Source organism: Mycobacterium sp. ITM-2016-00318 (assembly GCF_002968285.2).
GTDB lineage: Bacteria > Actinomycetota > Actinomycetes > Mycobacteriales > Mycobacteriaceae > Mycobacterium.
Genome location: NZ_CP134400.1, coordinates 2,067,111 through 2,090,458, shown reverse-complemented (window position 1 = coordinate 2,090,458; position 23,348 = coordinate 2,067,111). Strand labels below are relative to the sequence as shown.

The following is a 23,348-nucleotide window of genomic DNA, read 5'->3' as shown; positions in this document are numbered from 1 at the left end:
CCATGACCACGGGAAATCAGATTTCTGAATCCCTGACCGAGGCATTGGCGAAGGCTCAGATCCCATCGGAGAACCACGAGTTCATCCGAAGAATCACCAGCGCGGTCGGCGTCGTCGAGTTCCACGCTGTGGTGACCACCAGCAAGACCTACATCAAAGCGGTGCGGCGTGACGGTCATCGGAACCTGCATATCAACTTCGGGTACACGAACGGATTCTCCGAAGACGAGCTCATCCGCATCGCAGGCGGCGCTACCCGCGGCGCCAGCACCCGGAAGGGCACGTGGTGGGTCGAGCATCCGGTAACCAAGGTCCGTCCCGGGTCGGCGCGCACACTCGACAAGCGCCGAGAGGGCGCCTTCTGCCCCTGCGGCATGCAGTTGTCTCTCACCGGAGCATGTGCGAACTGCGACTGACTCGGCGCGGAATCGATATCGTCATGCCTTGATGGCGACCTTCGTTCTGGTGCACGGCGGCGCTCACGGCGGCTGGTGCTTTCAGCCGCTGGCAAGCGTCCTTCGGGAAAACGGCCACGACGTCTACACCCCGACGCTGACAGGGCTCGGTGAGCGGGCCCACCTGTTCCGGGCCGACGTCGACCTCGACTGCCACATCACCGACATCGTGGCCGTCCTGCACTACGCGGATCTGCGCGACGCCATCCTGGTCGGTCACAGCTATGGCGGCATGGTCATCACGGGTGCGGCCGACCGTGCCCCCGATCGGGTCGGCCACCGGGTTTACCTCGATGCGAAGCCTCCACGCGACGGCCAGTCGCTGGTCGACGTCTCGGGCCCGTTCATGACTGCGGCCAGAGCGGACAGCCGAGTCATCGACGGTGTGGAGATGTGTCTCTTCCCGGGGGACGACACCCTGCCGTTCTACGGCGTGACGGATCCTGGCACCCTCGAATGGATGCGTGAACGGTTGACGCCCCATCCCTGGAGATGTTTCGAACAACCTGTGAAGTTCACCAACGAGACTGCGCTACAATCGATTCCGCAGTCGCATATCAGCACGACCGCGTTCATGTCCCTGCGCAACGTCGACCTCCTGCTCGAGCAGTCGGACGGCCGCGTGTGGGATGTCGACACCGGCCACGACCTGATGATCACCGAGTCGGCAAAGGTGGCCGAACTGCTCGGCCGCGTCGCCGCCCTCACGGCAGGCTGATCAAGACCACCCCGGCCAACACCACCGCTGCGGCCATCGCACGCTTCGCGCCGAGCCGCTCCCCCAGAAACACCGCGCCGATCAACGCGCCGAAGATGCGCCCACAGCACGATCGTGTAGGCGACGATCGAGATGGCGCCGCCAACGAGGCCGGGACCCGCCGAGGCCCGGACAGCGGCGGGCAGCCCGCGGCCGCGCCGGATCACCGCGAGCACCGCAATTGGTGGGTAGCTGGCGAGCAGGAGCAGGTTGTACACGACATGCAGCACCGCGGACGCGATGATGAACGGCCATGCGCTCGAGGGCGGCAGCCCTGCGAAGGCCACCATCAAGCCGCCGCCCAGCCCGTCTGCCACCCCGATCAGCGCGAAGCCCACCAGCCGATCAGAAACGGCGTGCGCCAACGAATTCCATGTCGCGTGCAACAACGCCGAGAAGAGCACGGCTAACACGATTGACAAGGTCACGCAGTAGGCTCCTCGGCCAGAACCCTACGCGCAGCACATTCATTCGTCGCAGGTGTTTAATCGACCCCCAGGAAGGATCTCGGCATGACCGAGTGACCCCGGGGTTTCGCCCACGTCAACAAAGGGGTACAAGCGTCGGCGAGGAGGTCGAATGACCAACACTTCAGTCCATGGAGCCGTCAACCGCGCGGCCGACAGCAAGGCATTCGAATACACCGCCCGAGCCGGCTTCGCGGCCAGTGGTGTGCTTCATTTGCTCGTCGCCTTCATCATCCTTCGGCTGGCGTTCGGGTCCGGCGGCGACGCCGACCAGTCCGGCGCACTCAGCACACTCGCCAAGCAACCCGGCGGCTCGGTGATGCTATGGATCGCCGCGATCGGCCTGTTCGCGCTCGGCCTCTGGCGCGTCGGCGAAGCCGTCATCGGCACCAAACCCGGTGAGAGTTATGGCGGACAGCAGCAGGACCACTCGCCGGCGTGGAAACGCGTTAAAGCGTTGGCACTGGCCGTTGTGAACTTCGCGATCGCCTTCTCGGCGCTCAAGTTCGCGATGGGCAGCGGACAGGCGAGCGGCCAGCAGAACAGCGGGCTTTCGGCCCAGCTCATGCAATCGGGATGGGGTAAAGCGCTTCTGATCGCTGTTGGGCTCGGCGTGGCCGCTGTCGGCGGCTATCACGTCTACAAGGGCGCGTCGAAGAAGTTCCTCAAGGACCTTCAGGTTTCCGGCGGTACCGCGATAACCGCTGTGGGCGTCGCCGGCTATGTCGCCAAGGGTGTCGTCCTCGCCGGTGCGGGACTGCTGGTCATCCTCGCGACACTGCAGGCCGACCCCGCGAAGGCGTCCGGATTGGATTCCGCCGTCAAGACGCTCGGTCAGGCGCCGTTCGGCAAGATTCTTCTGATCGTCGCCGCGCTCGGCATCGCCGCCTTCGGCGCATACAGCTTCGTCCGGAGCAAGCACGGCCGGATGTAGCGACCGGCCCGCCAAATACACGCGGGCCTTTGCACAGTTGCAGACCGCTTCATTGCCTTGACACCGCTCGGTTCGTTGCAGGCCAGCAGTGCTGAAAGTCTTCCACGTGGCAAGCCACGACGTGCCAACAGTTTCATAGGTTTCGGTTTCCGACGGGGCGGCAGTTCGGGCGGGCGGCAAAGGGTATCTTCATTTAGGTAAACCTCAGCTAAAGCGCCGTCAGGTGCGGAAGGGACGCTGGATGCGACCCCAGAGCCGGCTCGCCGCACTCGTGACGACGCTCGCCGTCGTGCTCGCAATGACCGCTTGTTCGAGCTCGGGTGAGGGCGACGATCTGCTCATTTACAACGCTCAGCACGAATCCCTGACCAAGGAATGGATCGACGCCTTCACCAAGGAGACCGGCATCAAGGTCACTTACCGGCAGGGCGGCGACACCGAGCTGGGTAATCAACTGGTCGCCGAGGGTGATGCCTCACCCGCCGACGTCTTCTTGACCGAGAACTCCCCCGCCATGGCGGCCGTTGAGAAGGCGGGCCTGTTCGCCGACGTCAACCGCGACACCCTCGATCAGGTTCCGGGCTCCTACCGGCCCGCCACCGGCAAATGGACCGGGGTGGCCGCGCGCAGCACCGTGTTCGTCTACAACAAGACCAGGCTGACGCCCGATCAGTTGCCGAAGTCGATGGCAGACCTGCAGCAGCCCGCCTGGAAGGGGCGCTGGGGCGGCGCGCCGGCCAAGGCGGATTTCCAGGCCATCGTCGCGGCGTACCTGCAGCTGAAGGGCGAAGCCGGGACCGCGCAATGGCTGGCGGGCATGAAGGCCAACGCCACGATCTACAACGACAACATCGCGACGATGAAGGCCGTCAATGCGGGTGAAGTCGACGGCGGCATCATCTACCACTACTACTGGTTCCGCGATCAGGCCAATACCAAAGAGGGCAGCGGCAATACGGCGTTGCACTACTTCAAGAACGAGGACCCGGGCGCGTTCGTCAGCCTGTCCGGCGGCGGTGTGCTGAAGTCGAGCGAGAAGGCCGAGCAGGCACAGCAGTTCGTCAAGTTCGTCACGGGCAAGGCCGGCCAGGAAGTCCTGGAGAAGGGCACCTCGTTCGAGTATCCGGTGGCCAGCGGCGTGCCTGCGAACTCCGCTCTGCCGCCCCTTGATTCGTTGCAGGCGCCGAAGGTCGACCCGTCGACACTGGATGCGCAGAAGGTGAACGATCTGATGACGAAGGCGGGCCTGCTGTAGGTGGTCGCTCCCCCAGTCTCGCGCCCCGCGGCACCGGCTCCGCGGTCGGATCCGGGCGCCCGTCCCGGTCCGCTGGTGTCGGCCACGGTCGCGCTCCTGGTCGCCACCACGGCGATCCCGCTGGGTTACGTGGTCTGGGGCGCGATCGACGTCGGCTGGACCCGCGCCTACGAACTGGTTGTCCGCCCTCGTGTCGCCGAGCTGCTCGTCAACACCGTCGCCCTTGTGGTGGTGACCGTGCCGCTGTGTGTGGTGATCGGCGTCGGGGTGGCGTGGCTCGTTGAGCGCAGCGACCTGCCGGGCCGGGCGTTCTGGCGCCCGTTGTTCGTTGCGCCGCTAGCGGTTCCGGCCTTCGTCAACAGCTATGCGTGGGTGGCCGCGATCCCGTCGATGAACGGTTTGTGGGCGGGTGTGTTGATCACGACGCTGTCGTATTTCCCGTTCATGTATCTGCCCGTCGCCGCGACGCTGCGCAGGCTCGACCCGGCCGTCGAAGAATCAGCGCGCACGCTCGGATCAGATACCGCCGGTGTGTTCTTCCGGGTGGTGCTGCCGCAGTTGCGGTTGGCGATCCTCGGCGGCGCGCTGCTGATCGGCGTCCATCTGCTCGCCGAGTACGGCGCGTTCGCCATGGTCCGGTTCGACACCTTCACCGTCGCCATCTTCCAACAGTTCCAGGTCACCTTCGACGGAGCCGCGGGCAGCATGCTGGCGGGCGTGCTCGTGCTGCTGTGCCTGGTGCTGCTGATCGCCGAAGCCGCCGCGCGCGGTCGGGCAAGGTACGCAAGGATCGGCGCGGGCGTACCCCGTGCCGCCGTGCCGGTTGCCCTTGGCCGCAACACGATCCCGGCGACAGTAGGCCTGTTGATGCTTGCCGTGCTGGCGATCGGCGTTCCGGTGTGGACCATCATGCGCTGGTTGTGGATCGGCGGCGCACGAGTGTGGGATATCGGCGAGATCGCCAACGCGCTCGGTCAGACGGTCGCGCTGGCGGGCGTCGCGGCGGCGCTGACGACGGTGCTGGCGTTTCCCGTCGCATGGGTGGCGGTCCGGTCGAACGGGGTGCTGGCGCGCGCGGTGGAGGGCGCCAACTACGTCACCAGCTCCCTGCCCGGTATCGTCACCGCGCTCGCCTTGGTGACCGTCGCGATCCACTTCGTCCGGCCCCTGTATCAAACCGTTCCGCTGATCGTCTTCGCGTACGTTCTGTTGTTCATGCCGCGTGCCCTGGTCAATGTGCGCGCAGGTCTGGCGCAGGTGCCGCCGGGCCTCGAGGAGGCGTCGCGGTCGCTGGGGCGTTCGCCGGGCGCCACCTTCCTTCGGGTCACCCTTCGGCTCACGGCACCCGCCGCGGCCGCGGCCGCATCCCTGGTATTCGTGGCGGTGGCAACCGAATTGACGGCCACACTGCTGCTGGCCCCGACCGGCACCCGCACGCTGTCGATGCTGTTCTGGTCCTTCAGCAGCGAGCTGGACTACGCGTCGGCGGCACCGTATGCACTCGCGCTCGTGGTGCTCGCCATTCCAGTGACATTGATCCTGTTCCGGCAGTCGACGAAGGTGGCCGCGCTGTGACCACCATGCTCGATATCCGCGGACTGGCGAAGTCGTTCAACGGCAACACGGTGCTCGACCACATCGACCTGCATGTGGAAGCGGGCAGCACGACCGCCGTGGTCGGATCGTCGGGCTGCGGCAAGACAACGCTGCTGCGGCTGGTCGCCGGATTCGAGACCCCCGACGCCGGAACGGTCACCATCTCCGACCGCCAAGTGGCAGCCCCCGATCGGTCGGTCGCGTCCCACCGCCGCAGCGTCGGTTACGTCGCGCAGGACGGTGCGCTGTTTCCCCATCTGACCGTCGGACAGAACGTGGCGTACGGGCTGGCGGGCTCGGCCCGCAGTCGCGAGGTTCGCAATCGGGTGGCCGAACTGCTCGAAACCGTCTCCCTTGACGCCTCATACGCGTCGCGCAAGCCGCATGAGTTGTCAGGTGGTCAGCAGCAGCGCGTGGCGCTCGCCCGTGCGTTGGCGCGCAAGCCGGTGCTGATGCTCCTCGACGAACCGTTCAGCGCGCTGGACACCGGACTGCGCGCGTCGACCCGCAAAGCGGTCGCCCGATTGCTGGCCGAGGCCGGGGTGACGACGCTGCTGGTGACGCATGACCAGGAGGAGGCGCTGTCGATCGCCGACCAGATAGCGGTCATGCGCGACGGACGTTTCACCCAGGTCGGCGCCCCGCAGGAGGTCTACCGCCGGCCCAACGACCGCTTCACCGCCGAGTTCCTCGGCGACTGCATCGCCCTGCCGTGCACCGTCTCCTCCGGTTTCGCCCACTGCGCGCTGGGCGGGGTGCCTGTGCAGACCTCGCTCGGCGACGGGCCCGCCACGCTTGCGCTTCGGCCCGAACAGCTTGTGGCGACGGTCATCTCCGACAGCGCCGCGCACGTGAGCAGCAAAGGACAGGAAGCCGACAACGGCATCGGCACGGTGGTGGCCACCGAGTTTCTCGGCCACGACGTGCTCCTGACGATCGACCCCGCGGACGACATCGCACCGATCATCGTGCGGCAGCACAGCCTCGACCCGCCGCCGATCGACGCCAAAGTGCGAATCGACGTGATCGGCAACGGGGTCGTGCTGAGATGACACTGCTCGTCGACCATCTGCGCAGCCACGGCGACGGGGTCGCTGTGCTGACCGACGCCACTTCGCTGACTTACCGTGAACTCGCCGACCGGGCGGCTGACATCGCAGCCATGCTGGGTCCGACCCGCAGGCTGGTCATGGTCGAAACCCGCAACGACCTGACCACGTTGGTGCACTATCTCGGTGCGCTCGCGGGCGATCACGTGGTGCTTCCGATTTCTCCCGGCCGCAGTCATTCTGCCGTGCTGCAGGCCTATGACCCCGACGTCATCGTCGACAGCGGCGGCTTCCACGAGCGGCGGCACGGCACTGCGCACCGGTTGCACCCTGACCTGGCGCTGCTGCTGTCGACCTCGGGCAGCACCGGCTCGCCGAAACTGGTCAGGTTGTCGCGCCGTAACCTGGTGGCCAACGCCGAGTCGATCGCCGAGTTTCTGGACATCAGCGAAATCGACAGAGCTGCAACGACGCTCCCGATGTCGTACTGCTACGGCCTGTCTGTGGTCCACAGTCATCTGATCCGCGGCGCCGGCCTCATCGTGACCGATCGCTCGGTCGTCGACGACGACTTCTGGTCGGTTTTTCGCGAGCACCACGGCACCTCGTTCGCCGGCGTGCCCTACACGTTCGAGATGCTCGACCGGATCGGCTTCGACGGCACCGATCTACCCGACCTCCGTTACGTCACCCAGGCCGGTGGCAGGCTGCCACCCGAACGCGTGCGCAGCTTCGCGGCCCTCGGGCGAAACAACGGCTGGCAACTGTTCGTCATGTACGGCGCGACCGAAGCTACCGCCAGAATGGCCTATCTGCCACCGGAACTCGCTGAGTCACAGCCCGCCTTCATCGGGCGCCCCATCGCCGGCGGCTCATTCTCACTCGAACCGCTGGACGGGTGGTCCGAACCAAACGTCGGCGAGCTGGTGTACCAGGGTCCGAACGTCATGATGGGCTACGCGCACAGCCCGGCAGACCTGGCGCTCGGCAAGACGGTCGACACGCTGCGCACCGGCGACGTCGCTCGACGCGCGCCGGACGGGCTCTACGAGGTGATCGGCCGAAGCAGCCGCTTCGTCAAGCTCTACGGATTGCGGATCGACCTGCAGCGGGTGGAGGCCGCGCTGCGCGAAGAAGGCGTGACGGCGTTCTGCGTCGACGACGACGAGCGCCTGGTGATCGCGGCCGTCAGCGGTGAGAGTGCTGCCGTGCAACGCATTACGGTGGCTGCATCCGGACTGCCTGCGACCGCCGTTCGGGTGATCTCCATGGCCGAACTGCCGCTGCTGCCGTCGGGTAAACCGGACTACCAAGCCATCCGAGACGAGGCTCACCGAACGGGCGAGACCGCAAAGTCCTCCGGCGACCTGCGCGCGTTGTTCGCCGACGTGCTGCAGATCGATGCCGGCACGATCCGCCCCGAGCAGAGCTTCGTCGACCTCGGCGGAAATTCCCTGTCCTACGTGGCGATGTCGGTTCGGCTGGAGCGGGCTCTCGGCAGGCTCCCGTCGGATTGGCAGCGACGGCCACTTGCCGAGCTTGAGCGCACCTCACCGCCGAGCCGCCGGTCGTGGCCGTGGCTCGGCGCGACGCTGGAAACCAGCGTCGCGCTGCGCGCGGCGGCGATCGTGCTGATCGTCGGCTCCCACGCCACGCTCTACGAGATGTGGGGCGGCGCGCACCTCCTGCTGGGGATCGCGGGCTACAACTTCGGCCGGTTCTGCCTGACGCCCGTTCCTCGTGCAAATCGTGTCCGACACCTACGCAAGACGATGACGTGGATCATCGTGCCCTCGGCGATCTGGATCGCGCTTGCGCTGGTCATCACCGACGACTACCACTGGACGAATCTGCTCCTGGTCGAGAAGTTCTTCGGCCCCGACGACAGCATGACCGCAGGCCGCCTGTGGTTCATCGAGGTGCTGGTGTGGATCCTGCTGGCGCTGACCCTTGTCGTCTGGCTACCCGCCGCCGACCGGCTGGAACGTCGACGGCCGTTCGCTTTCGCCGCCGCCTTCCTCGCCTTCGGGCTGGCGGTGCGCTACGACCTGTTGAGCCTGCACTTCGGTCGCGAGGCGTGGTTCACGATCCTGGCCTTCTGGTTCTTCGCGGTGGGCTGGGTGGCGGCGAAGTCGTCGACGGTGTGGCAACGGCTGCTGGTGACGGTGGTGCTGATCGTTAGTATGTACGGCTATTTCGAGAACACGCACCGCGAGATGCTGGTGCTGGCGGGTTTCCTGCTGCTGATCTGGCTACCCGCGATCCGCTGCCCGGCATGGTGCACGGCCGTGGCGGGAACCGTCGCGGAGGCATCGCTGTACACCTACCTGACGCACTACCAGATCTACCCGTTGTTCGATGCCCATCCGCTGCTCGGCGTCATCGGCGCGATCGTCGTTGGGGTGTTGATCACCCGACTGGTCAACGCGACGCGCACCCGCATCCGCGAGCGCAGCCGGGGCGCCGCTACTGCGGCTTCGGTTCCCGCTCTGCGATGAGCCCTTCCTGAACCAGCGTCGCAGCGACGACCCCGTCGGCGCGAACAAGGCTGCCCGTCACGACACCGCGTCCACGCGCGGCGGCAGGCGACCTGGTCTCCAGCAGGTTCCACTCGTCGGCGCGCACCGGCTGGTGAAACCAGATGGACGAATCGGTGGTGCCGCTGCGGTGAGTCCTTGCCTGCATCGAATGACCGTGCACAGCCAGCGCGGGGTCGATCATGTACACGTCGGTGACATAGACCGCGACCAGCGTGTGAATGAGCGGCTCGTCGGGGATGGGAACCGTTGCCCGCCACCAGAACCGCCGTACGAACTCGTGGCCGCTGTTGTCGTCGGCGATCCTGATGTCCAGCTCGTCGAGCGGCATCGACGGCGCGGGCCCGGCAGGCCCGGTCCTCGGCAGCGCATCCGGATCGCCCGGCATGACATCCCGACGGCCGTGCTCGGGTCCGGCAAGGTCCACCGCGAAGGACACCGACGACGTCGTCAGCAGCCGCCCATCCTGGCGGCAGTCGATCCGGCGGGCCGCCGCGGTCCGTCCGTCGAACACCGGTGTGACCGTGTACTCGACGGGATCGCCTGCCTGCCCACCGCGCAGGAACTGAAGGTGCATGTTGGTCGGCGAGCGGTCCGATCCGACGGTGCGGCAGGCGGCGGCCAGGCTCTGCGCGACGAACTGACCGCCGAAGGAGCGCTTGCCTTCCGGGCCGCTGGCCGGTCCGACCCACGTGCCGTCGTCGGGACCACGGTGAAGCTCCAGTAGTCGAAGCAGCCGGCTCACCGGACGGTCCCCGATTCTTTGATTGCCTCGACGTCACCCGCGCCGAGCCCCAGCCACTCGGCGAGCACCTCCGTGGTGTCCGCGCCGAGCTCAGGCGCGGCGACCGCGGGAGCGTAAACACCGTCGATCGCCACCGGCAGGCCCGGTGCGAGGTATTCGCCTATGCGAGGCTGGTCGAGCCGGGTGAACAACGGATTGGCCGTCACCCGCTCGTCGACGGCCACCTCGGCGAAGGTGCGGTAGCGCTCCCAGAGAACCGACGACGCCGACAGCGCGTCGGCGACGTCGGCGGCCGGGTGCGCGGCGAACCACTCGGCGAACAGTCCGCTCAGCGCGTCGCGGTGCCGGTACCGGTCACCTTCGTCGGTGAAGTCGGCGCCGAGTGATTCTTCCAACGCGGCAACGGCATTCGTCGTTCCGGTGAGTTCGGTGAGGTCCCGGAAGTGCCGCCGGGTGAGCGCGACGACCATGAACGACGTTCCGTCGCCGCTGGCGAACTCCTGACCGTACTGACCGTATATCGAATTGCCGATCCGTTGCCGCGTCTCGCCGTTCACCATCACCTCGGTGAGGAAGCCGAGGTTGCCCGCCGTCGCCAGCGCGACGTTCTCGAGCGGAATGGAGATCCGCTGGCCGCGTCCTGTGGTGTCGCGGTGTCGTAGCGCAGTCACCACCGACAGCGCCGCATACAGACCGCATGACACGTCCCAGGCGGGCAGCACGTGGTTGACGGGAGTAGCGAGGTCGGCAGGTCCGGTCACCAAGGGGAATCCCACGCCGGCGTTGACGGTGTAGTCCACGCCAGTGCCTCCGTCGGTCCGCCCCGACACCTCGACGTGGATCAGGTCGGGTCGCAGCTCGGTGAGCGTGTCGTAGGAATGCCATTCGCGTCCCGCGACATTCGTGATCAGCACCCCGGCGTCGGCGATCAGCCGCTGCACGAGCTCCTGTCCCTCCGGCGACCGGAAGTCGGCGGCAACCGACCGCTTGCCCTTGTTGAGCCCTGCCCAGTAGATGCTGGTGCCCTCGTCGGTGACCGGCCAGCGGTGGTAGTCGGCGGCCCCGCCGATCGGGTCGACCCGCACCACCTCCGCGCCGAGCTGACCGAGGGTCATGCCTGCCAACGGCACTGCGACGAAGCTGGAGATCTCGACGATCCGCACTCCGGACAGGGGTTGCGCGGCGCTCGGGACATCAGTCACCGGCTCAAGCTATCAAGCGTGATACCGACGCCCTCGGGTTGCTCAGCCTGCCAGTTTGACCGCCGCCGCCTCGATGGTCTCCTCGGACAGCAGCACCTCGAGCGCCGCGTCGCCGAGCGGAATGAAGCTGTCCGCGCTGGCGACCCGGGCCAGCTCTCCGGTATAGCCGTGCTCGAGCAGCGTGGCGATGACGCCCTCGCCGACTCCCCCGGTCTGCCGGGTTTCGTCGACGATCAGCGTCTTACCGGTGACGTTCGCCTCGCGCAGCATGTCCACGGCGGGCAGAGGCGCCAGCCACCGCAGATCGACGACGCGGGCCGCGATGCCACGCGCCTCGAGTCGTCGCGCGACGCGCAGGCTCATCCGCAAACCGTTGGCGAAGGTGAGGATCGTCAAATCCGTTCCCTCGCCGTAGGTTCGAGCTCTGCCCACGACCACCCCCGCGGCGGGATAGCCCGCGAGCCACTGCTCGTCGCCGTCGCAGTGAAGGTCGCGGGTGTGGTACAGCGCGATGGGCTCGAGGAAGATGCACACCGCGCCTGCTGTCTTCGCGGCGGCGGCACAGGTGTGCAGCATCGCCGCCGCGTCGTCGGGACGCGCGGGTGACGCGATCACCACGCCGGGAATGTCGCGGATGGCGGCGATCGAATTGTCGTTGTGGAAGTGCCCGCCGAATCCCTTCTGGTAGCCGTAACCCGCCACCCGCACGACCATCGGGTTGCGGTACTGCCGATTGGAGAAGAACTGCAGCGTCGCGCCCTCGCCGCGAATCTGGTCCGCCGCGTTGTGCAAATAGGCGAGGTACTGGATCTCCGGTATCGGCAGCAGTCCGGAAACGCCTGCGCCGAGCGCCAAGCCCAGAATCGACTGTTCGTCCAACAGCGTGTCGAACACCCTCGCCGAACTGGTCCGGTTGAGCAGGCCGCGGGTGACCCCGTAGACGCCGCCTTTGCGTGCGACGTCCTCGCCGAAGACGATCGCCTCGGGATGGCGGTCGAGGATGTCGGCGAGCGCGCGGTTGATCCCGATCGCGACGGTCATCGGTGCGTCGGGATCACCCGCCCGCACCGACGCGGCCAGCGAAGCGGGCGCCGCACCTGCCACGTCTGCCGCACCGAGCGCCAGTGGTGCCATCACCGCCTCCGCACTGTCGAGCTGTGCTGAGTCGGCGACATCGGCGGCCACCGCCATCACCTCGGCGCGTTTGGCCTCGTAGCGCTCGATCGCCTCGGTGGGCGTCAGCACCCCCGCCGACACCAGCAGTTCGGCGGTGCGCACCAACGGGTCCCGTTCGTAATCGGCGGCGATCTCGTCGGGCCTGCGGTAGGCCGGTTCGTAGTCGGAGCCGGCGTGGGCCATCAGCCGAACCGTGCGCAGATGCAGGAACGCCGGGCGGCGACGGGTGCGCACCCAGTCGGCGGCCGCGGTCGCGGCGTCGAACGCGTCGGGCAGGTCGCATCCGTCGGCGCCGAAATACGCCAAACCGTCCCGGTTTCGGTAGCTCTGCTCGATCCAGCCGCGCGGTGTCTTGACGCTGATGCCGATGCCGTTGTCCTCGCACACGAACAACAGGGGCAGCGGGACGCCCTGGTACGCCGAGTGCAGCGCAGCGTTGATCGCCCCGACCGCAGTCGAGTGGTTCGCCGACGCGTCGCCGAAGCTGCACACCGTCACTGCGTCGTCGGGCCACGCGCAGGCGACACCGAGTTTCTTCGCCCGCGCGATCGAGAACGCGACCCCCAGCGCGCGTGGCAGATGCGAGGCGATCGTCGACGTCTGAGGGATGATGTGGAGGTCATGGCGGCCGAACACCTTGTGCCGCCCGCCGCCGATCGGTTCGTCGGTGGCCGCGACCAGGCCGAGGAGCACATCGCGAAGCGGCTCGCGCCCGTCGACCAGCACGCCGCGCGCAAGGAAGAAGGCACCTGAGCGGTAGTGCAGCAGCGCCGGGTCGGTGGGACGCAGCGCGGCGGCGACGGCGGCGTTGCCCTCGTGGCCGGACGACCCGATGGTGTAGTAACCCCTGCCCTGCGAACGCAACCACCGCGCGGCCAGGTCGAGATGCCGACTAACCACCTGAACGTCGAACAGCGCCAGGCAGACTCGCGCCGTTAACGACGACCCGTCGCGCACCGGTTGGTCATCCGGGCTTCGGCGCGTCGAGGAGTTCATCGCCGCGACGGCAGCGGTGAAGTGCTCGTCGATGTGTTCGGCCACGGGTCTCCTGGTTCAGCGACTGATCGTGGGGCGGGCCACTACGTTACGGATGAACGCGACGATCTGCGCGGCGCCCCTTGAGTCCGGATCCTGGTCGGGGTCGTAGATCGCGACGCTGCCGCCGATGCACGAGGCCGACGTGGTGAAAAGCGCCATCACCATGTCGGTGAGCTGCTCCCAGGTGAGGCCGCCGGGCTCGTCGGGAAAGTCCGGCACACCCTGGGCGGGAAACTCCACCGGATCGAGTACGTCGAGATCGATGTGCAGCCACCACCGGTCGACCCGACTGGCGAGCTGCTCGATGGCCCGGCGTCCCGCGCCTGCGGGGTCGTCGGCGACCTCGGCGAGCGGCGCCACCCAGACCCCGTTGTCGGCGAGCGTGCCGACGTTGAACTGCCGGCGCCACGCGTCGTCGCGAGGGCCCAGCACCACGAGCCGGTCACGGCGCAGCGCAGGCAGCCGGTCGCCGAGTCCCCCCGCCAGCGTGCGGCCCGTCAGCCCGAGCAGCAGCCCGAGTTCCGTGTTGGCCGCCTCACCGTCCTCGGACACATCGAGCGGCATGGTGTCCTCGTGGCCGTCGATGAACACGAGGCCGACGTCGCCGACGTGATCGCGCAGTGCGGTGACGATGCCGAGCAGTGTTGAGCAGTCGCCGCCGTAGACGATCGGCAACCTGCCCGCCGTCACCGCCGATCCGACGCGCTCGTTGAGCGCCCGCGTCATCGCCAGCAATGCCGCCTCGTTGACCAGGCTGGTCGGACCGCGGGCGGGGTCGCCTGCGGGCAACTCGAGATCACCGTGTCCTGCGACGTGATGGTGTTCGAAGGCGTCGAGCAGGCCGGCGTCACGCAGAGCGACCGCCGCCCGAGCCTGGTTGCCCGGTCGCCCGTAGCCGTCGAACGGAACTCCGATCAGTTCGATCTCGGCCATCGGCTAACCCTCCGTGATCAGCGCGCTGTCGTCCCTGCCGGTCAGCAGCACTCCGCGGTCCCCGTCGACGATCACTCCCCGAACATAGGTCGTGTATGGGGTGGCGCCGTCGAAAATCTCGTTCTTGGCCTTTCGGCCAGGACCTCTGGCGCCGATCGACGGAATCACACCAGCTCGATGGCTTCTGCGATGCTCGGCAGGATGCGGCTGGGCCGGAACGGATACCGCTCGACCTCGTCGCGCGTCGTCGACCCGGTCAAGACCAGGATGGTCTCCAAGCCGGCCTCGATTCCGGCCACGACATCGGTGTCCATCCGGTCACCCACCATGTAGGTGTCCTCGGAGTGCGCCTCGATGCGGTTGAGCGCGCTGCGGAACATCATCGGGTTGGGCTTGCCCACGAAGTAGGGCTCCCGCCCGGTGGCCTTGGTGATCATCGCCGCGACCGAACCCGTGGCGGGCGTCGGGCCTTCTGCCGACGGTCCGGTGACGTCGGGATTGGTCGCGATGAACCGAGCGCCTGCCAGGATCAGCCGGATCGCCTTGGTGATCGCCTCGAACGAGTAGGTGCGCGTTTCGCCGAGCACGACGAAGTCCGGCGCGACATCGGTGAGCGTGTAGCCGACCTCGTGCAGAGCGGTCGTCAGCCCCGCCTCCCCGATGACGTAGGCCGACCCGCCGGGCAGCTGGTCGCCGAGAAAGTCCGCCGTGGCCAGCGCCGATGTCCAGATCGCCGACTCCGGCACCGACAGGCCGGATCGGGCCAACCGCGCCGAAAGGTCGCGCGGGGTGAAGATCGAGTTGTTGGTCAGGACGAGGAAGGGGCGCTTCTTCTCCACGAGTCGTTGCAGGAACTCGGCGGCCCCCGTCAGAGCACGATCCTCGTGGACGAGAACACCGTCCATATCGGTCAGCCAGCAGTGGCGCGCGGATTCCACCCGCCTAGTCTGCCAATTCCGTTCGGCCGGTTCCGGCCTTCGCGACAATCAAGGAGCGGAGGTGCGATATGTCAGATGACAGGTCCACAGTCGATGTGCAGCGTGAACGTCGGTTGATGCGCGCCTTTCAGAACCCGGTGGTGTCCGCGCTACTGCGCAGGTTGGTCAATCCGCAGGACATCATCGAGAGCGGGATGGCGTTCTGGTCGTCGCGGCTGGTCATGACGGCCGTCGAGAAAGGCGTGTTCACGCTGCTGGCGCAGGGGCCGATGTCGGCGGGAGAGCTGACCGAACGACTCGGTTGGCACCCGCGGGCCGCAGCGACCGCACTCGACGCGCTGGTCGCCGCGGGCCTGCTTCGGCGCGACAGGGCGGGCCGATATGCGAACACGCTGCGGGCGTCGACGTTCCTCGACCGGCACAAGTCGACCTACATCGGCGGCTTGATGGAACTGTCGAGCACGCGGCTGTACGACCTCTGGTCCGGCCTCGACGATCTGCTGCAGACGGGTGTCCCCGCGGCCGTCGAGGAGCACGACGGGAACGAGTTCTTCGACGTCCTCTACCGCGACCCAGTCGCACTCAGGAGGTTTCTGTCCGGAATGACGGGCATCTCCACCGGGGAAGTCACGCTGCTGGCTGCCCGCTTTCCGTGGAAACGCTTCGCGACGTTCGCCGATGTCGGCTGCGCGCAGGGTGCGTTGGCGGTGCGGGTCGCACTGACCCACCCACACCTGCACGGCACGGGCTTCGACCTTCCCGTCGTCGAGCCGGTCTTCACCGACTACGTGAAGTCGTTCGGCCTTCACGACCGGCTCGGGTTCGCCGCAGGCGACTTCTTCGAAGGCCCGCTGCCGGCCGCCGACGTGCTGTCCTTCGGACACGTCTTCCACGGGCAGAGCCACGACGGCAGGCGCGAACTGGTGTGCAAGGCGCGCGAGGCTCTGCCTTCCGGAGGTGCGCTGATCGTCTACGACGCGATGCCCATGCCCGGCCGGTCGAAGAACCGCTTCCACAGCTTGTTGTCGAGCCTCAACATCATGCTCGAGACGCGTGACGGCTATGAATCCACCACCTCTGAGTGCGCGGAATCATTGCTCTTCAGTGGATTTCAAGACATCAAGGTGCGACACCTCATCGGTCCGACGTCGATGGTGTACGGCTTCAAACGCTGACCTCGCGACCCATCGGGATGGACAAATTGCATACCCGTGGTAGGTTATTACCTACCTAGAGTATGTATCATCGCGAGATCGGAGCCCTCATGTCCCCCACCGCCGCTGCCGCCATTGACATCAAAGCGACCTCCGAGCGCTATTTCGCCGCATGGGCGAAGCGCGATCCGGACGCGATCGTCGCCTTGCACACCTAAGACACCCGGTTCTGGACACACACCGGCGGCGATCCTGTCGACGGACGCGATGCCGTCCGCGCCACCTTCTCGCAACTGTTCGAGTTGTTCCCCGACTTCGCGTTCGAGACGTATCGAGTGTTCTACGGAGACGACCACTGGGTGCTTGACTGGGCGCTGATCTCGGGCGACATCCGTTTCGACTGCCTCGATATCGTCGTGGTCTCCCCCGACGGCCTCGTCGCGCGCAAGGACACGTTCATCGACTCGGTCCAACTGCAGGCCGCAATGGAGGCCGCGAACCGATGACCGCCATCGCCACCGAGAGTGGCAGCCCAGCCGAGCAGCTTCCACTGTTCGACCGGTTACCTGCCGAGCATCTCTTCGACATGCACGTCGATCTTCAACCTGCACAAATGATTCCAACGGCGGTGGGCACCAGGCTGACTTTCATCGCACGAGGCGGCGTCATCGACGGGCCGCGGCTACGCGGCGAGATATTGCCCGGTGGCGGGGATTGGCTGCTTGTGGGCACCGACCAGGTGGGCCGGATAGACGTCCGCGCGACGCTGCGCACTCACGACGGCGCCCTCATCCACTACCAGACCAGAGGTGTGATCAAGATTCCCGCCGACGGCCTCGAGCGGCTCGCGGCGGGCGAGGTGCTGGGATTCGAGCAGACCTATGTGCGCACGACCCCGAAGTTCGAGACCGCCGACGAGCGGTACACGTGGCTGAACGAGATTGTCGCCGTGGGCTACAACGTGCTGTCGCCCGATCACATCGACTACCGCATCTACCGGGTTCTGTGACCCGGCGCGGGTTGGAGCAGGCCGTTGCTGAGCAGCCGTTATCGTGAGTTCGTGCCGACCAAGCAGGCAAGACGAACTCAGTCGGAGCGCACCGAGGCGACGATCACCGCGCTCGTCGACGCCGCGCGCGAACTTTTCGCCCGAAACGGATACGCGGACACCTCGCTTGATGCGGTGGCGGCCAAAGCCCGCGTCACCAAAGGCGCCGTTTATCACCACTTCGAGGGCAAACCGCAGCTGTTCGAGGCTGTGTTCGCACGCGAGGTCGACCGCCTGTGCGCGGTGATGCCCGAGGTCTACGCGTCCAAGCGTGACCCGTGGGACGCGTTCGAGGCGTGCTGCCGGGCCTTCCTGGAGGAGTGCCTCGAGCCGGGACTGCAACGGATCATGCTGCTCGACGCGCTCGCGGCGGTGGGATGGGAAGGCGTGCGCCGCATAGAGGCCCCGATGATGGAGATGATGGAGACCGCCATCCTCCAGGCGGTGGAGGCGGGCCGGATCGCGCCACGGCCTGCCACACCCCTTGCCGTGTTCCTCTACGGCGCCCTGTGCGAGACATCGATGAACGTCGCGCGGGCCGACAACCAGAAGGCGGCTCACCGCAGGGCGCTTGCCGAGTTGAGCCACGTGCTGAACGGACTGCGGCTCGACTGACGCGAACCTCTCGGCAAATGCGTAACCGTCGGTGTGAGCGAGGTAACCCGAACCCTGGGCTGCACACAGTCGTCGTAGTCAGATGTGCAGACACGTTGGCCGGGCGCGCTCACGCGCTGGTGCGGGGACTGGTGGCGGTCCTTGCGCGCCGGCTTCGACCCTGACGGCGTCATGCGCGAGTGTGCGGAGCGCACCGAACCGTTCACCGTCATCTTTCCCGGCATGGGCCGTGTCCACTTCGTCGCGACAGCCGAGGGCGCGCGCGAGATCCTGACGTTGCCGCGCGATGTGCTGTGCGCGCCGACACCGAACCCCATCGAACCGATCGTCGGGCCGTCCTCGGTGATCCTGACCTCAGGTGAACAGCACCGACGTCAGCGCCGGCACCTGTCCCCCGCCTTTCGCGGTGCCCAGATACGTGATCGGGCTCGCGCGATGGCGCACGCCGTCGCGACTGACTCGCAGCAGTTGCGACAGGGCGATCGGGTGCGGCTTCACCACATCTCGCAGGCGATCACGAAGCGGATCATCATCCAAACCGTTCTCGGTGTCGCACCCGGCTCAGGCAGCGACGCATTCGAACGGGTGGTGTCGGAGTTGTTGAACGCCAACACCGCACCGCAAACTCGCGGAGCCGCGAACCGTCATCGGAAGGAAATGCCGGGCCGGCGATATCGTCGGACCGCCGTTCCTGCATTGCATTCCAACCCATCCATCTGGCGCGACCCGGAACGATTCAATCCCGATCGGTTCCTGGACCGCACCCCGACCCCTTCGAATACGTGCCGTTCGGCGGAGGTTACCGGCGCTGTCCAGGAGCGGCGTTCGCGCACAACGAGCTCACGATCGCGATCGGCACCATCATGGGTGACGTCGACCTGACGGTGTCCCGCACCGAACGAAGGCGCAAACCGCCCCGTGCTGTGCCCCGCGGCATCGCCACCCTTCCCCACCGGGAGATGACACTCCAGGTGTCGTGCACGCGCACACGCAACCCGCGCAGGTCTGTGCACCCACCGTCGGAAAAAGCGGTGGCCCGGCTGAGCAGCTGGGCCACTACAGTCGTCGCCATGGCTCTCGGAGGCGACACCGGACGGGTGCCGCCGGGCGTGACGCTGGCCAACTGGCAGTCGGCCCCCCAGCTGCACTGGGCGTTTCAGCACGTCGCCGAATTCCTGCCCACCGCGGTGATCTCCCGCGGGACCGGCCCGGTCGCCGAGATGTCGCAGGCCCCGACGGAGCTGGCCGGCATCCCGCTGTACGACCGGACGAACGGCAGGCGGACGACCGTCGGCGAGGTGATGGATGCGACCATCACCGACGGCTGGATGGTCACCCAGCACGGCAAGCTGCTCGGCGAGCACTACTACGGCGGCATGACGGCCGACTCGCCACACATTCTGATGTCGGTGAGCAAGACGCTGGTAGCGACGGTCGTCGGTGCGCTCGTAAGCAGCGGCGCCGTGAATCCCGACGCCCCGGTGACCCACTATGTGCCCGCGCTCGCCGAGTCCGGCTATGCGGGGGCCACAGTGCGCAACCTGCTCGACATGCGCTCGGGCATCAAGTTCTCCGAGGACTACCAGGACCCGATGGCCGAGGTGCGTCTGATAGAGCAGGCCATCGGATGGGCACCGCGAACGGTGGCCGACCTGCCGTCGACGATGTACGACTTCCTGGTCTCACTGCGGCAGAAGTCACCCCACGGCGGGCCGTTCGAATACCGGTCCTGCGAAACCGATGTGCTCGGCTGGATCTGCGAGGCGGCGGGCGGGATGCGCATGCCCGAGCTGATGTCGCAGCTGCTGTGGTCCAAACTCGGGGCGCGCATCAACGCGTCGATCGGCGTCGACTCCGTCGGCACCGGCATGTTCGACGGCGGCATCAACGCGTGCATGTCCGACCTGGTGCGAGTCGGTTCGCTGTTCCTCAACGGCGGCACATCGGCGACGGGCGAACGTGTGGTCTCGTTGTCGTGGATCGCCGACACGTTCGCGGGCGGGCTCGACTCACGAACGGCGTTCGCAGCCAGCCCGCGCGACACCGGAATGCCGGGCGGGATGTACCGCAACCAGGTCTGGTTCCCGTATCCGGGCAACAACGTGCTGGTGTGCACCGGGATTCACGGCCAGTTGATCTACGTCAACCGCGCAGCCGATATGGTCGCCGCCAAGCTGTCGAGCTGGCCGCTGCCCGAAGACCCTGGGAAGTTGTTCCCGACGATCGCCGCGTTCGACGAGATCGCCACCCAGTTGTCGTGACGATGCCCGACATCGCGCGTGTGCCTGAGGTCAGGAGTTCGGGCCTTTTCCGTACACAAGGCCCACGCTCGGCGTCGCCGTTAGATTGGCAGCGTGGACACCATCACGATCAACGCACCCGACGGTCCGATCGACGCGCTGTGCAGCGTTCCCGACGGAATGGGACCGTGGCCGGGCGTGGTGATCGTCCACGACGCGATCGGCTACGGACCTGACAACGAGCGAATCTCCCGAAAGGTGGCCGCCGCGGGGTACATCACGATCACGCCGAACATGTTCGCCCGCGGCGGGCGGGCCCGGTGCATCACCCGGGTCTTTCGCGAGCTGTTGAGCCAGCGCGGCCGTGCGCTCGACGACATCCTGGCCACCAGAGATCACCTGCTCGCCATGCCGCAGGCCACCGGCGCCGTCAGCATCGCGGGTTTCTGCATGGGCGGCCAATTTGCACTCGTGATGTCCCCCAAGGGCTTCGGCGCCTCGGCGCCGTTCTACGGCACGCCGCTGCCACGCAACCTGCGCGAGACGCTCGACGGGGCCTGCCCGATCGTCGCCAGCTTCGGCCGTCGCGACCCCATCGGTATCGGGGCGGCGGACAAACTGCAGAAGGCCGTCGACGAGATGGACATCCCGGCCGACATCAAGGCATATCCGGGTGCCGGACACGGCTTCGCCAACCAGCTGCCCGCCCAACCGCTCGTCCGCATCTTCGGGTTCGGCTACAACGCGGCGGCCGAGGAGGATGCCTGGTCGCGGGTCTTCGCCTTCTTCGGCGAGCACCTGCACGAGACCGAAAGCTGACCCGCTACTCGGGCAGCCGCAGCTCCGGCTTCTCGACCTCTTCGATGTTCACGTCCTTGAAGGTGATGACCCGAACCTGCTTGACGAACCGGGCGGGTCGGTACATGTCCCACACCCAGGCGTCGGCCAGCCGCAGCTCGAAGTACACCTCGCCGTCGGCGTTGCGGGGCACCAGCTCCACGCTGTTTGCCAGATAGAACCGCCGCTCGGTTTCCACCACGTAGCTGAACTGCCCCACGATGTCCTTATATTCGCGGTACAGCGAGAGCTCCATCTCGGTCTCGTACTTCTCGAGATCTTCGGCACTCATCGCTTCAACAGTCCTTCGTGATCGTTTAGAACCATCTTCCCTTACCCGAATTCGCCGCGCTGCTCCGGTAGGCAGTCACCCACGAGCTCGGTGACGACCTTGGTGCCCGTCGGCGTGGCCACCCTCCGAACGTTGATGAACGAGTATCTGTGCTGGCTGCACGGCCCGAGTCGGGCGAGCGCGGCCCCGTGGGCCGGCGTGCTGTAGCCCTTGTGGTCGGCGAATCCGTAGCCCGGATGTTCTGCCTCCATCTTCACCATCAGCCGATCGCGGCTGACCTTCGCCAGCACACTCGCCGCGGCGATGCAGGCCGCCGCCGCGTCGCCGCCCACCACCGGCAGGGACGGCGCCGCGAGGCCGGGTACCCGGAACCCGTCGCTCAGCACGTATCCCGGCCGCAGCGACAGCCCCGCGATCGCCCGTCGCATTCCCTCGATGTTGGCCACGTGAACCCCGCGGCGATCCACCTCGGCCGACGAGATGAACACCACGTGATACGCCACGGCGTACCGGCGGATGAAGGGAAACAGCCGCTCGCGTTCCTTTTCGGTGAGCTTCTTCGAGTCGTCAAGCGCGGCCAGGCTCTCCAGCCTGTTCGGCCCGAGCACGCACGCGGCGACGACCAGGGGTCCGGCACAGGCGCCGCGGCCGACCTCGTCGACTCCGGCCACAGGCCCGAGGCCGGAGCGGTACAGCGCCGACTCAAGCGTGCGCAGCCCGGAGGACTTGCGGATGACCGTTCGCGGCGGCCAGGTCGCAGGCACTACTGCGTCTGCGGATCCACCGAGCTAACCCCACCCCATCGCGATGGCGGCCAGGCGATGAATCGCGCCTTTCCGATGACGTTGTCCAGCGGAATGGTTCCGGCGTTCGGGTCACCGGTGCACTTGATCCCGCTCTGGAAGTCGGCCGGATTGTCGACGCAGTGCACCCGCGAATCGGCCGAATGCGTGCGGTTGTCGCCCATCACCCACACCCGCTCGTCGGGCACCTTGACGGGCCCGAACTCGAACCCGAAGCACCGGTATTTGTCGGGATCGGGCACGTTCATCGTCGCAAGGTCCAGATACGGCTCGTCGAGCCGCTTGCCGTCCACGGTCAGACCGGTGCTCTGACGGCATTCCACGGTCTGGCCGCCGGTCGCGATCACCCGTTTGACGAGGTCGTTCTCGTCCGGCGGGACGAAGCCGATGAACGAGAGCGCATTCTGCACCCACCGCACAGCGGGGTTGTCGGAGCGGATGGACTTGTAGCCGGCGTTCCAGTTCGGCGGCCCCTTGAACACGACCACGTCGCCCGGCCTTGGCTCGGTGAACCGGTACGTGAGCTTGTCGACCATGATGCGGTCGCCGACACATCCTGTGCAGCCGTGCAGCGTGGGTTCCATGGACTCCGACGGGATGAGATAGGGCCGGGCGATGAAAGTCAGCATGAGGTAGTACAGACCCACCGCGATCACCACGAGAATTGCGGCCTCGCGGAGTGCCCCGCCCTTGCGCTTCTTCTTGTCGTCGGCCTCGTCGGCCTGCTCGTCGGTCGCCTCGGCGTCGTTGTCGAGCGTGCGCTCAGCTGAGGAGTCTGGGGAGTCCGTGGATCCGCTCACGGGATCAGCGTAGCCACGACGCGTCTGACAACCGCGTGCGACGTCAGCGCTTTTCCTTGATCTTCGCCTTCTTGCCACGCAGTTCGCGGAGGTAGTACAGCTTGGCGCGACGCACGTCACCACGGGTGACGACGTCGATGTGGTCGATGTTGGGCGAGTGCACCGGGAAGGTCCGCTCGACGCCGACGCCGTAGCTTTCCTTGCGCACGGTGAAGGTCTCGCGGATGCCGCCGCCCTGGCGACGCAGCACGACGCCCTTGAACACCTGGATGCGCTCCTTGGCGCCCTCGATGACCTTGACGTGCACGTTGACGGTGTCCCCGGGGCTGAAGTCCGGAATATCGTCGCGCAACGACGACTGATCGACGAAGTCCAGCGTGTTCATCGGTGACTCTTCCTTGCTGTTCGCGGCTCTCGGCGGCCCCGCGGTGTCACGCGTCGCCGCGCCGATGGGTTCGGGCGTATCTTGTGCATCTC

The 23,348-nt window shown here is 66.8% G+C and carries 22 protein-coding genes and 3 pseudogenes; 15 read left to right on the top strand and 10 right to left on the bottom strand.

All coding sequences use genetic code 11. The features are described from left to right. The first annotated feature begins 2 nt into the window (after positions 1-2). From C6A82_RS10095 to C6A82_RS10060, 8 genes are all read left to right on the top strand, one after another. Positions 3-416, top strand: coding sequence for a hypothetical protein (locus C6A82_RS10095; RefSeq protein WP_105344692.1), 414 nt, complete (start codon positions 3-5; stop codon positions 414-416). 31 nt (positions 417-447) lie between these two features. Then, entirely contained in the window at positions 448-1,173 is a 726-nt protein-coding gene (locus C6A82_RS10090) for an alpha/beta fold hydrolase (RefSeq protein ID WP_105344690.1), read from the top strand. 249 nt (positions 1,174-1,422) lie between these two features. Then, on the top strand, positions 1,423-1,647 hold the full coding sequence (locus C6A82_RS10085) for a hypothetical protein (protein ID WP_233216905.1): 225 nt from the start codon (positions 1,423-1,425) through the stop codon (positions 1,645-1,647). Between the two features lie 144 nt (positions 1,648-1,791). Continuing rightward, on the top strand, positions 1,792-2,613 hold the full coding sequence (locus tag C6A82_RS10080) for a DUF1206 domain-containing protein (RefSeq protein ID WP_105344688.1): 822 nt from the start codon (positions 1,792-1,794) through the stop codon (positions 2,611-2,613). Between the two features lie 241 nt (positions 2,614-2,854). Then, a complete protein-coding gene (locus C6A82_RS10075) occupies positions 2,855-3,868 on the top strand; it encodes an iron ABC transporter substrate-binding protein (protein WP_105344687.1) in 1,014 nt (337 codons plus the stop codon). Beyond that, positions 3,869-5,443 (top strand): iron ABC transporter permease, encoded by a 1,575-nt coding sequence (locus C6A82_RS10070; RefSeq protein ID WP_105344685.1) that lies wholly within the window; start codon positions 3,869-3,871, stop codon positions 5,441-5,443. It abuts the gene before it with no gap. A gap of 5 nt (positions 5,444-5,448) precedes the next feature. Then, positions 5,449-6,516: an ABC transporter ATP-binding protein gene (locus tag C6A82_RS10065; protein WP_105344700.1), complete on the top strand. Its 1,068-nt coding sequence runs from the start codon at positions 5,449-5,451 to the stop codon at positions 6,514-6,516. Beyond that, entirely contained in the window at positions 6,513-9,011 is a 2,499-nt protein-coding gene (locus C6A82_RS10060) for an AMP-binding protein (protein WP_105344683.1), read from the top strand. Before C6A82_RS10065 ends, C6A82_RS10060 begins: the two co-directional genes overlap by 4 nt. Here the strand turns inward: C6A82_RS10060 and C6A82_RS10055 are convergent. The 6 genes from C6A82_RS10055 to C6A82_RS10030 are packed head-to-tail and all read right to left on the bottom strand — an operon-like array spanning position 8,980 to position 15,049. Then, positions 8,980-9,795, bottom strand: a complete 816-nt coding sequence (locus tag C6A82_RS10055; RefSeq protein ID WP_105344682.1) for an acyl-CoA thioesterase II — start codon at positions 9,793-9,795, stop codon at positions 8,980-8,982. The genes C6A82_RS10060 and C6A82_RS10055 overlap by 32 nt on opposite strands. Then, positions 9,792-10,997: a CoA transferase gene (locus C6A82_RS10050; protein ID WP_311101772.1), complete on the bottom strand. Its 1,206-nt coding sequence runs from the start codon at positions 10,995-10,997 to the stop codon at positions 9,792-9,794. The genes C6A82_RS10055 and C6A82_RS10050 overlap by 4 nt, the downstream gene beginning before the upstream one ends. Positions 10,998-11,039: 42 nt before the next feature. Further along, positions 11,040-13,214, bottom strand: a complete 2,175-nt coding sequence (locus C6A82_RS10045) for a thiamine pyrophosphate-dependent enzyme (protein WP_311101771.1) — start codon at positions 13,212-13,214, stop codon at positions 11,040-11,042. A 12-nt stretch (positions 13,215-13,226) separates the two neighbouring features. Beyond that, positions 13,227-14,144 (bottom strand): arginase family protein, encoded by a 918-nt coding sequence (locus C6A82_RS10040; RefSeq protein WP_105345781.1) that lies wholly within the window; start codon positions 14,142-14,144, stop codon positions 13,227-13,229. A 3-nt stretch (positions 14,145-14,147) separates the two neighbouring features. After that, on the bottom strand, positions 14,148-14,312 hold the full coding sequence (locus C6A82_RS10035; RefSeq protein WP_158261642.1) for a hypothetical protein: 165 nt from the start codon (positions 14,310-14,312) through the stop codon (positions 14,148-14,150). Then, positions 14,309-15,049: an HAD-IIA family hydrolase gene (locus C6A82_RS10030; protein WP_105345788.1), complete on the bottom strand. Its 741-nt coding sequence runs from the start codon at positions 15,047-15,049 to the stop codon at positions 14,309-14,311. Before C6A82_RS10030 ends, C6A82_RS10035 begins: the two co-directional genes overlap by 4 nt. A 149-nt stretch (positions 15,050-15,198) precedes the next feature. Between C6A82_RS10030 and C6A82_RS10025 the strand changes: the two genes are divergently transcribed. The 7 genes and pseudogenes from C6A82_RS10025 (at position 15,199) to C6A82_RS09995 (ending at position 20,958) form a co-directional block, all read left to right on the top strand. After that, positions 15,199-16,257, top strand: coding sequence for an acetylserotonin O-methyltransferase (locus C6A82_RS10025; RefSeq protein ID WP_233216959.1), 1,059 nt, complete (start codon positions 15,199-15,201; stop codon positions 16,255-16,257). A gap of 221 nt (positions 16,258-16,478) precedes the next feature. Then, positions 16,479-16,742, top strand: a pseudogene (locus C6A82_RS10020) (nuclear transport factor 2 family protein); the annotation flags it as partial. After that, on the top strand, positions 16,739-17,245 hold the full coding sequence (locus tag C6A82_RS10015) for a DUF3237 domain-containing protein (protein ID WP_105345778.1): 507 nt from the start codon (positions 16,739-16,741) through the stop codon (positions 17,243-17,245). The pseudogene C6A82_RS10020 and the gene C6A82_RS10015, both read left to right, overlap by 4 nt. A 51-nt stretch (positions 17,246-17,296) precedes the next feature. Then, positions 17,297-17,899 (top strand): TetR/AcrR family transcriptional regulator, encoded by a 603-nt coding sequence (locus C6A82_RS10010; RefSeq protein WP_105345777.1) that lies wholly within the window; start codon positions 17,297-17,299, stop codon positions 17,897-17,899. A 782-nt stretch (positions 17,900-18,681) separates the two neighbouring features. Next, positions 18,682-18,756: pseudogene (locus C6A82_RS26950) on the top strand (cytochrome P450); the annotation flags it as partial. Between the two features lie 213 nt (positions 18,757-18,969). Further along, positions 18,970-20,160: a serine hydrolase gene (locus tag C6A82_RS10000; RefSeq protein ID WP_105345786.1), complete on the top strand. Its 1,191-nt coding sequence runs from the start codon at positions 18,970-18,972 to the stop codon at positions 20,158-20,160. A 93-nt stretch (positions 20,161-20,253) separates the two neighbouring features. Next, a complete protein-coding gene (locus C6A82_RS09995; protein ID WP_105345775.1) occupies positions 20,254-20,958 on the top strand; it encodes a dienelactone hydrolase family protein in 705 nt (234 codons plus the stop codon). Between the two features lie 4 nt (positions 20,959-20,962). Here the strand turns inward: C6A82_RS09995 and C6A82_RS09990 are convergent, their stop codons facing one another. The 4 genes and pseudogenes from C6A82_RS09990 to rplS form a co-directional block, all read right to left on the bottom strand. Beyond that, on the bottom strand, positions 20,963-21,268 hold the full coding sequence (locus C6A82_RS09990) for a DUF2469 domain-containing protein (protein ID WP_018600763.1): 306 nt from the start codon (positions 21,266-21,268) through the stop codon (positions 20,963-20,965). 25 nt (positions 21,269-21,293) lie between these two features. Beyond that, a pseudogene (locus C6A82_RS09985) lies at positions 21,294-22,032 on the bottom strand (ribonuclease HII). Further along, positions 22,032-22,871 carry a signal peptidase I gene (gene lepB / locus C6A82_RS09980; protein WP_105345772.1) on the bottom strand — a complete coding sequence of 280 codons (840 nt, stop codon included), beginning with the start codon at positions 22,869-22,871 and terminating at the stop codon, positions 22,032-22,034. The pseudogene C6A82_RS09985 and the gene lepB overlap by 1 nt, the downstream one beginning before the upstream one ends. 43 nt (positions 22,872-22,914) lie before the next feature. Beyond that, entirely contained in the window at positions 22,915-23,256 is a 342-nt protein-coding gene (gene rplS, locus C6A82_RS09975) for a 50S ribosomal protein L19 (RefSeq protein WP_105345785.1), read from the bottom strand. Positions 23,257-23,348: the final 92 nt, after the last annotated feature.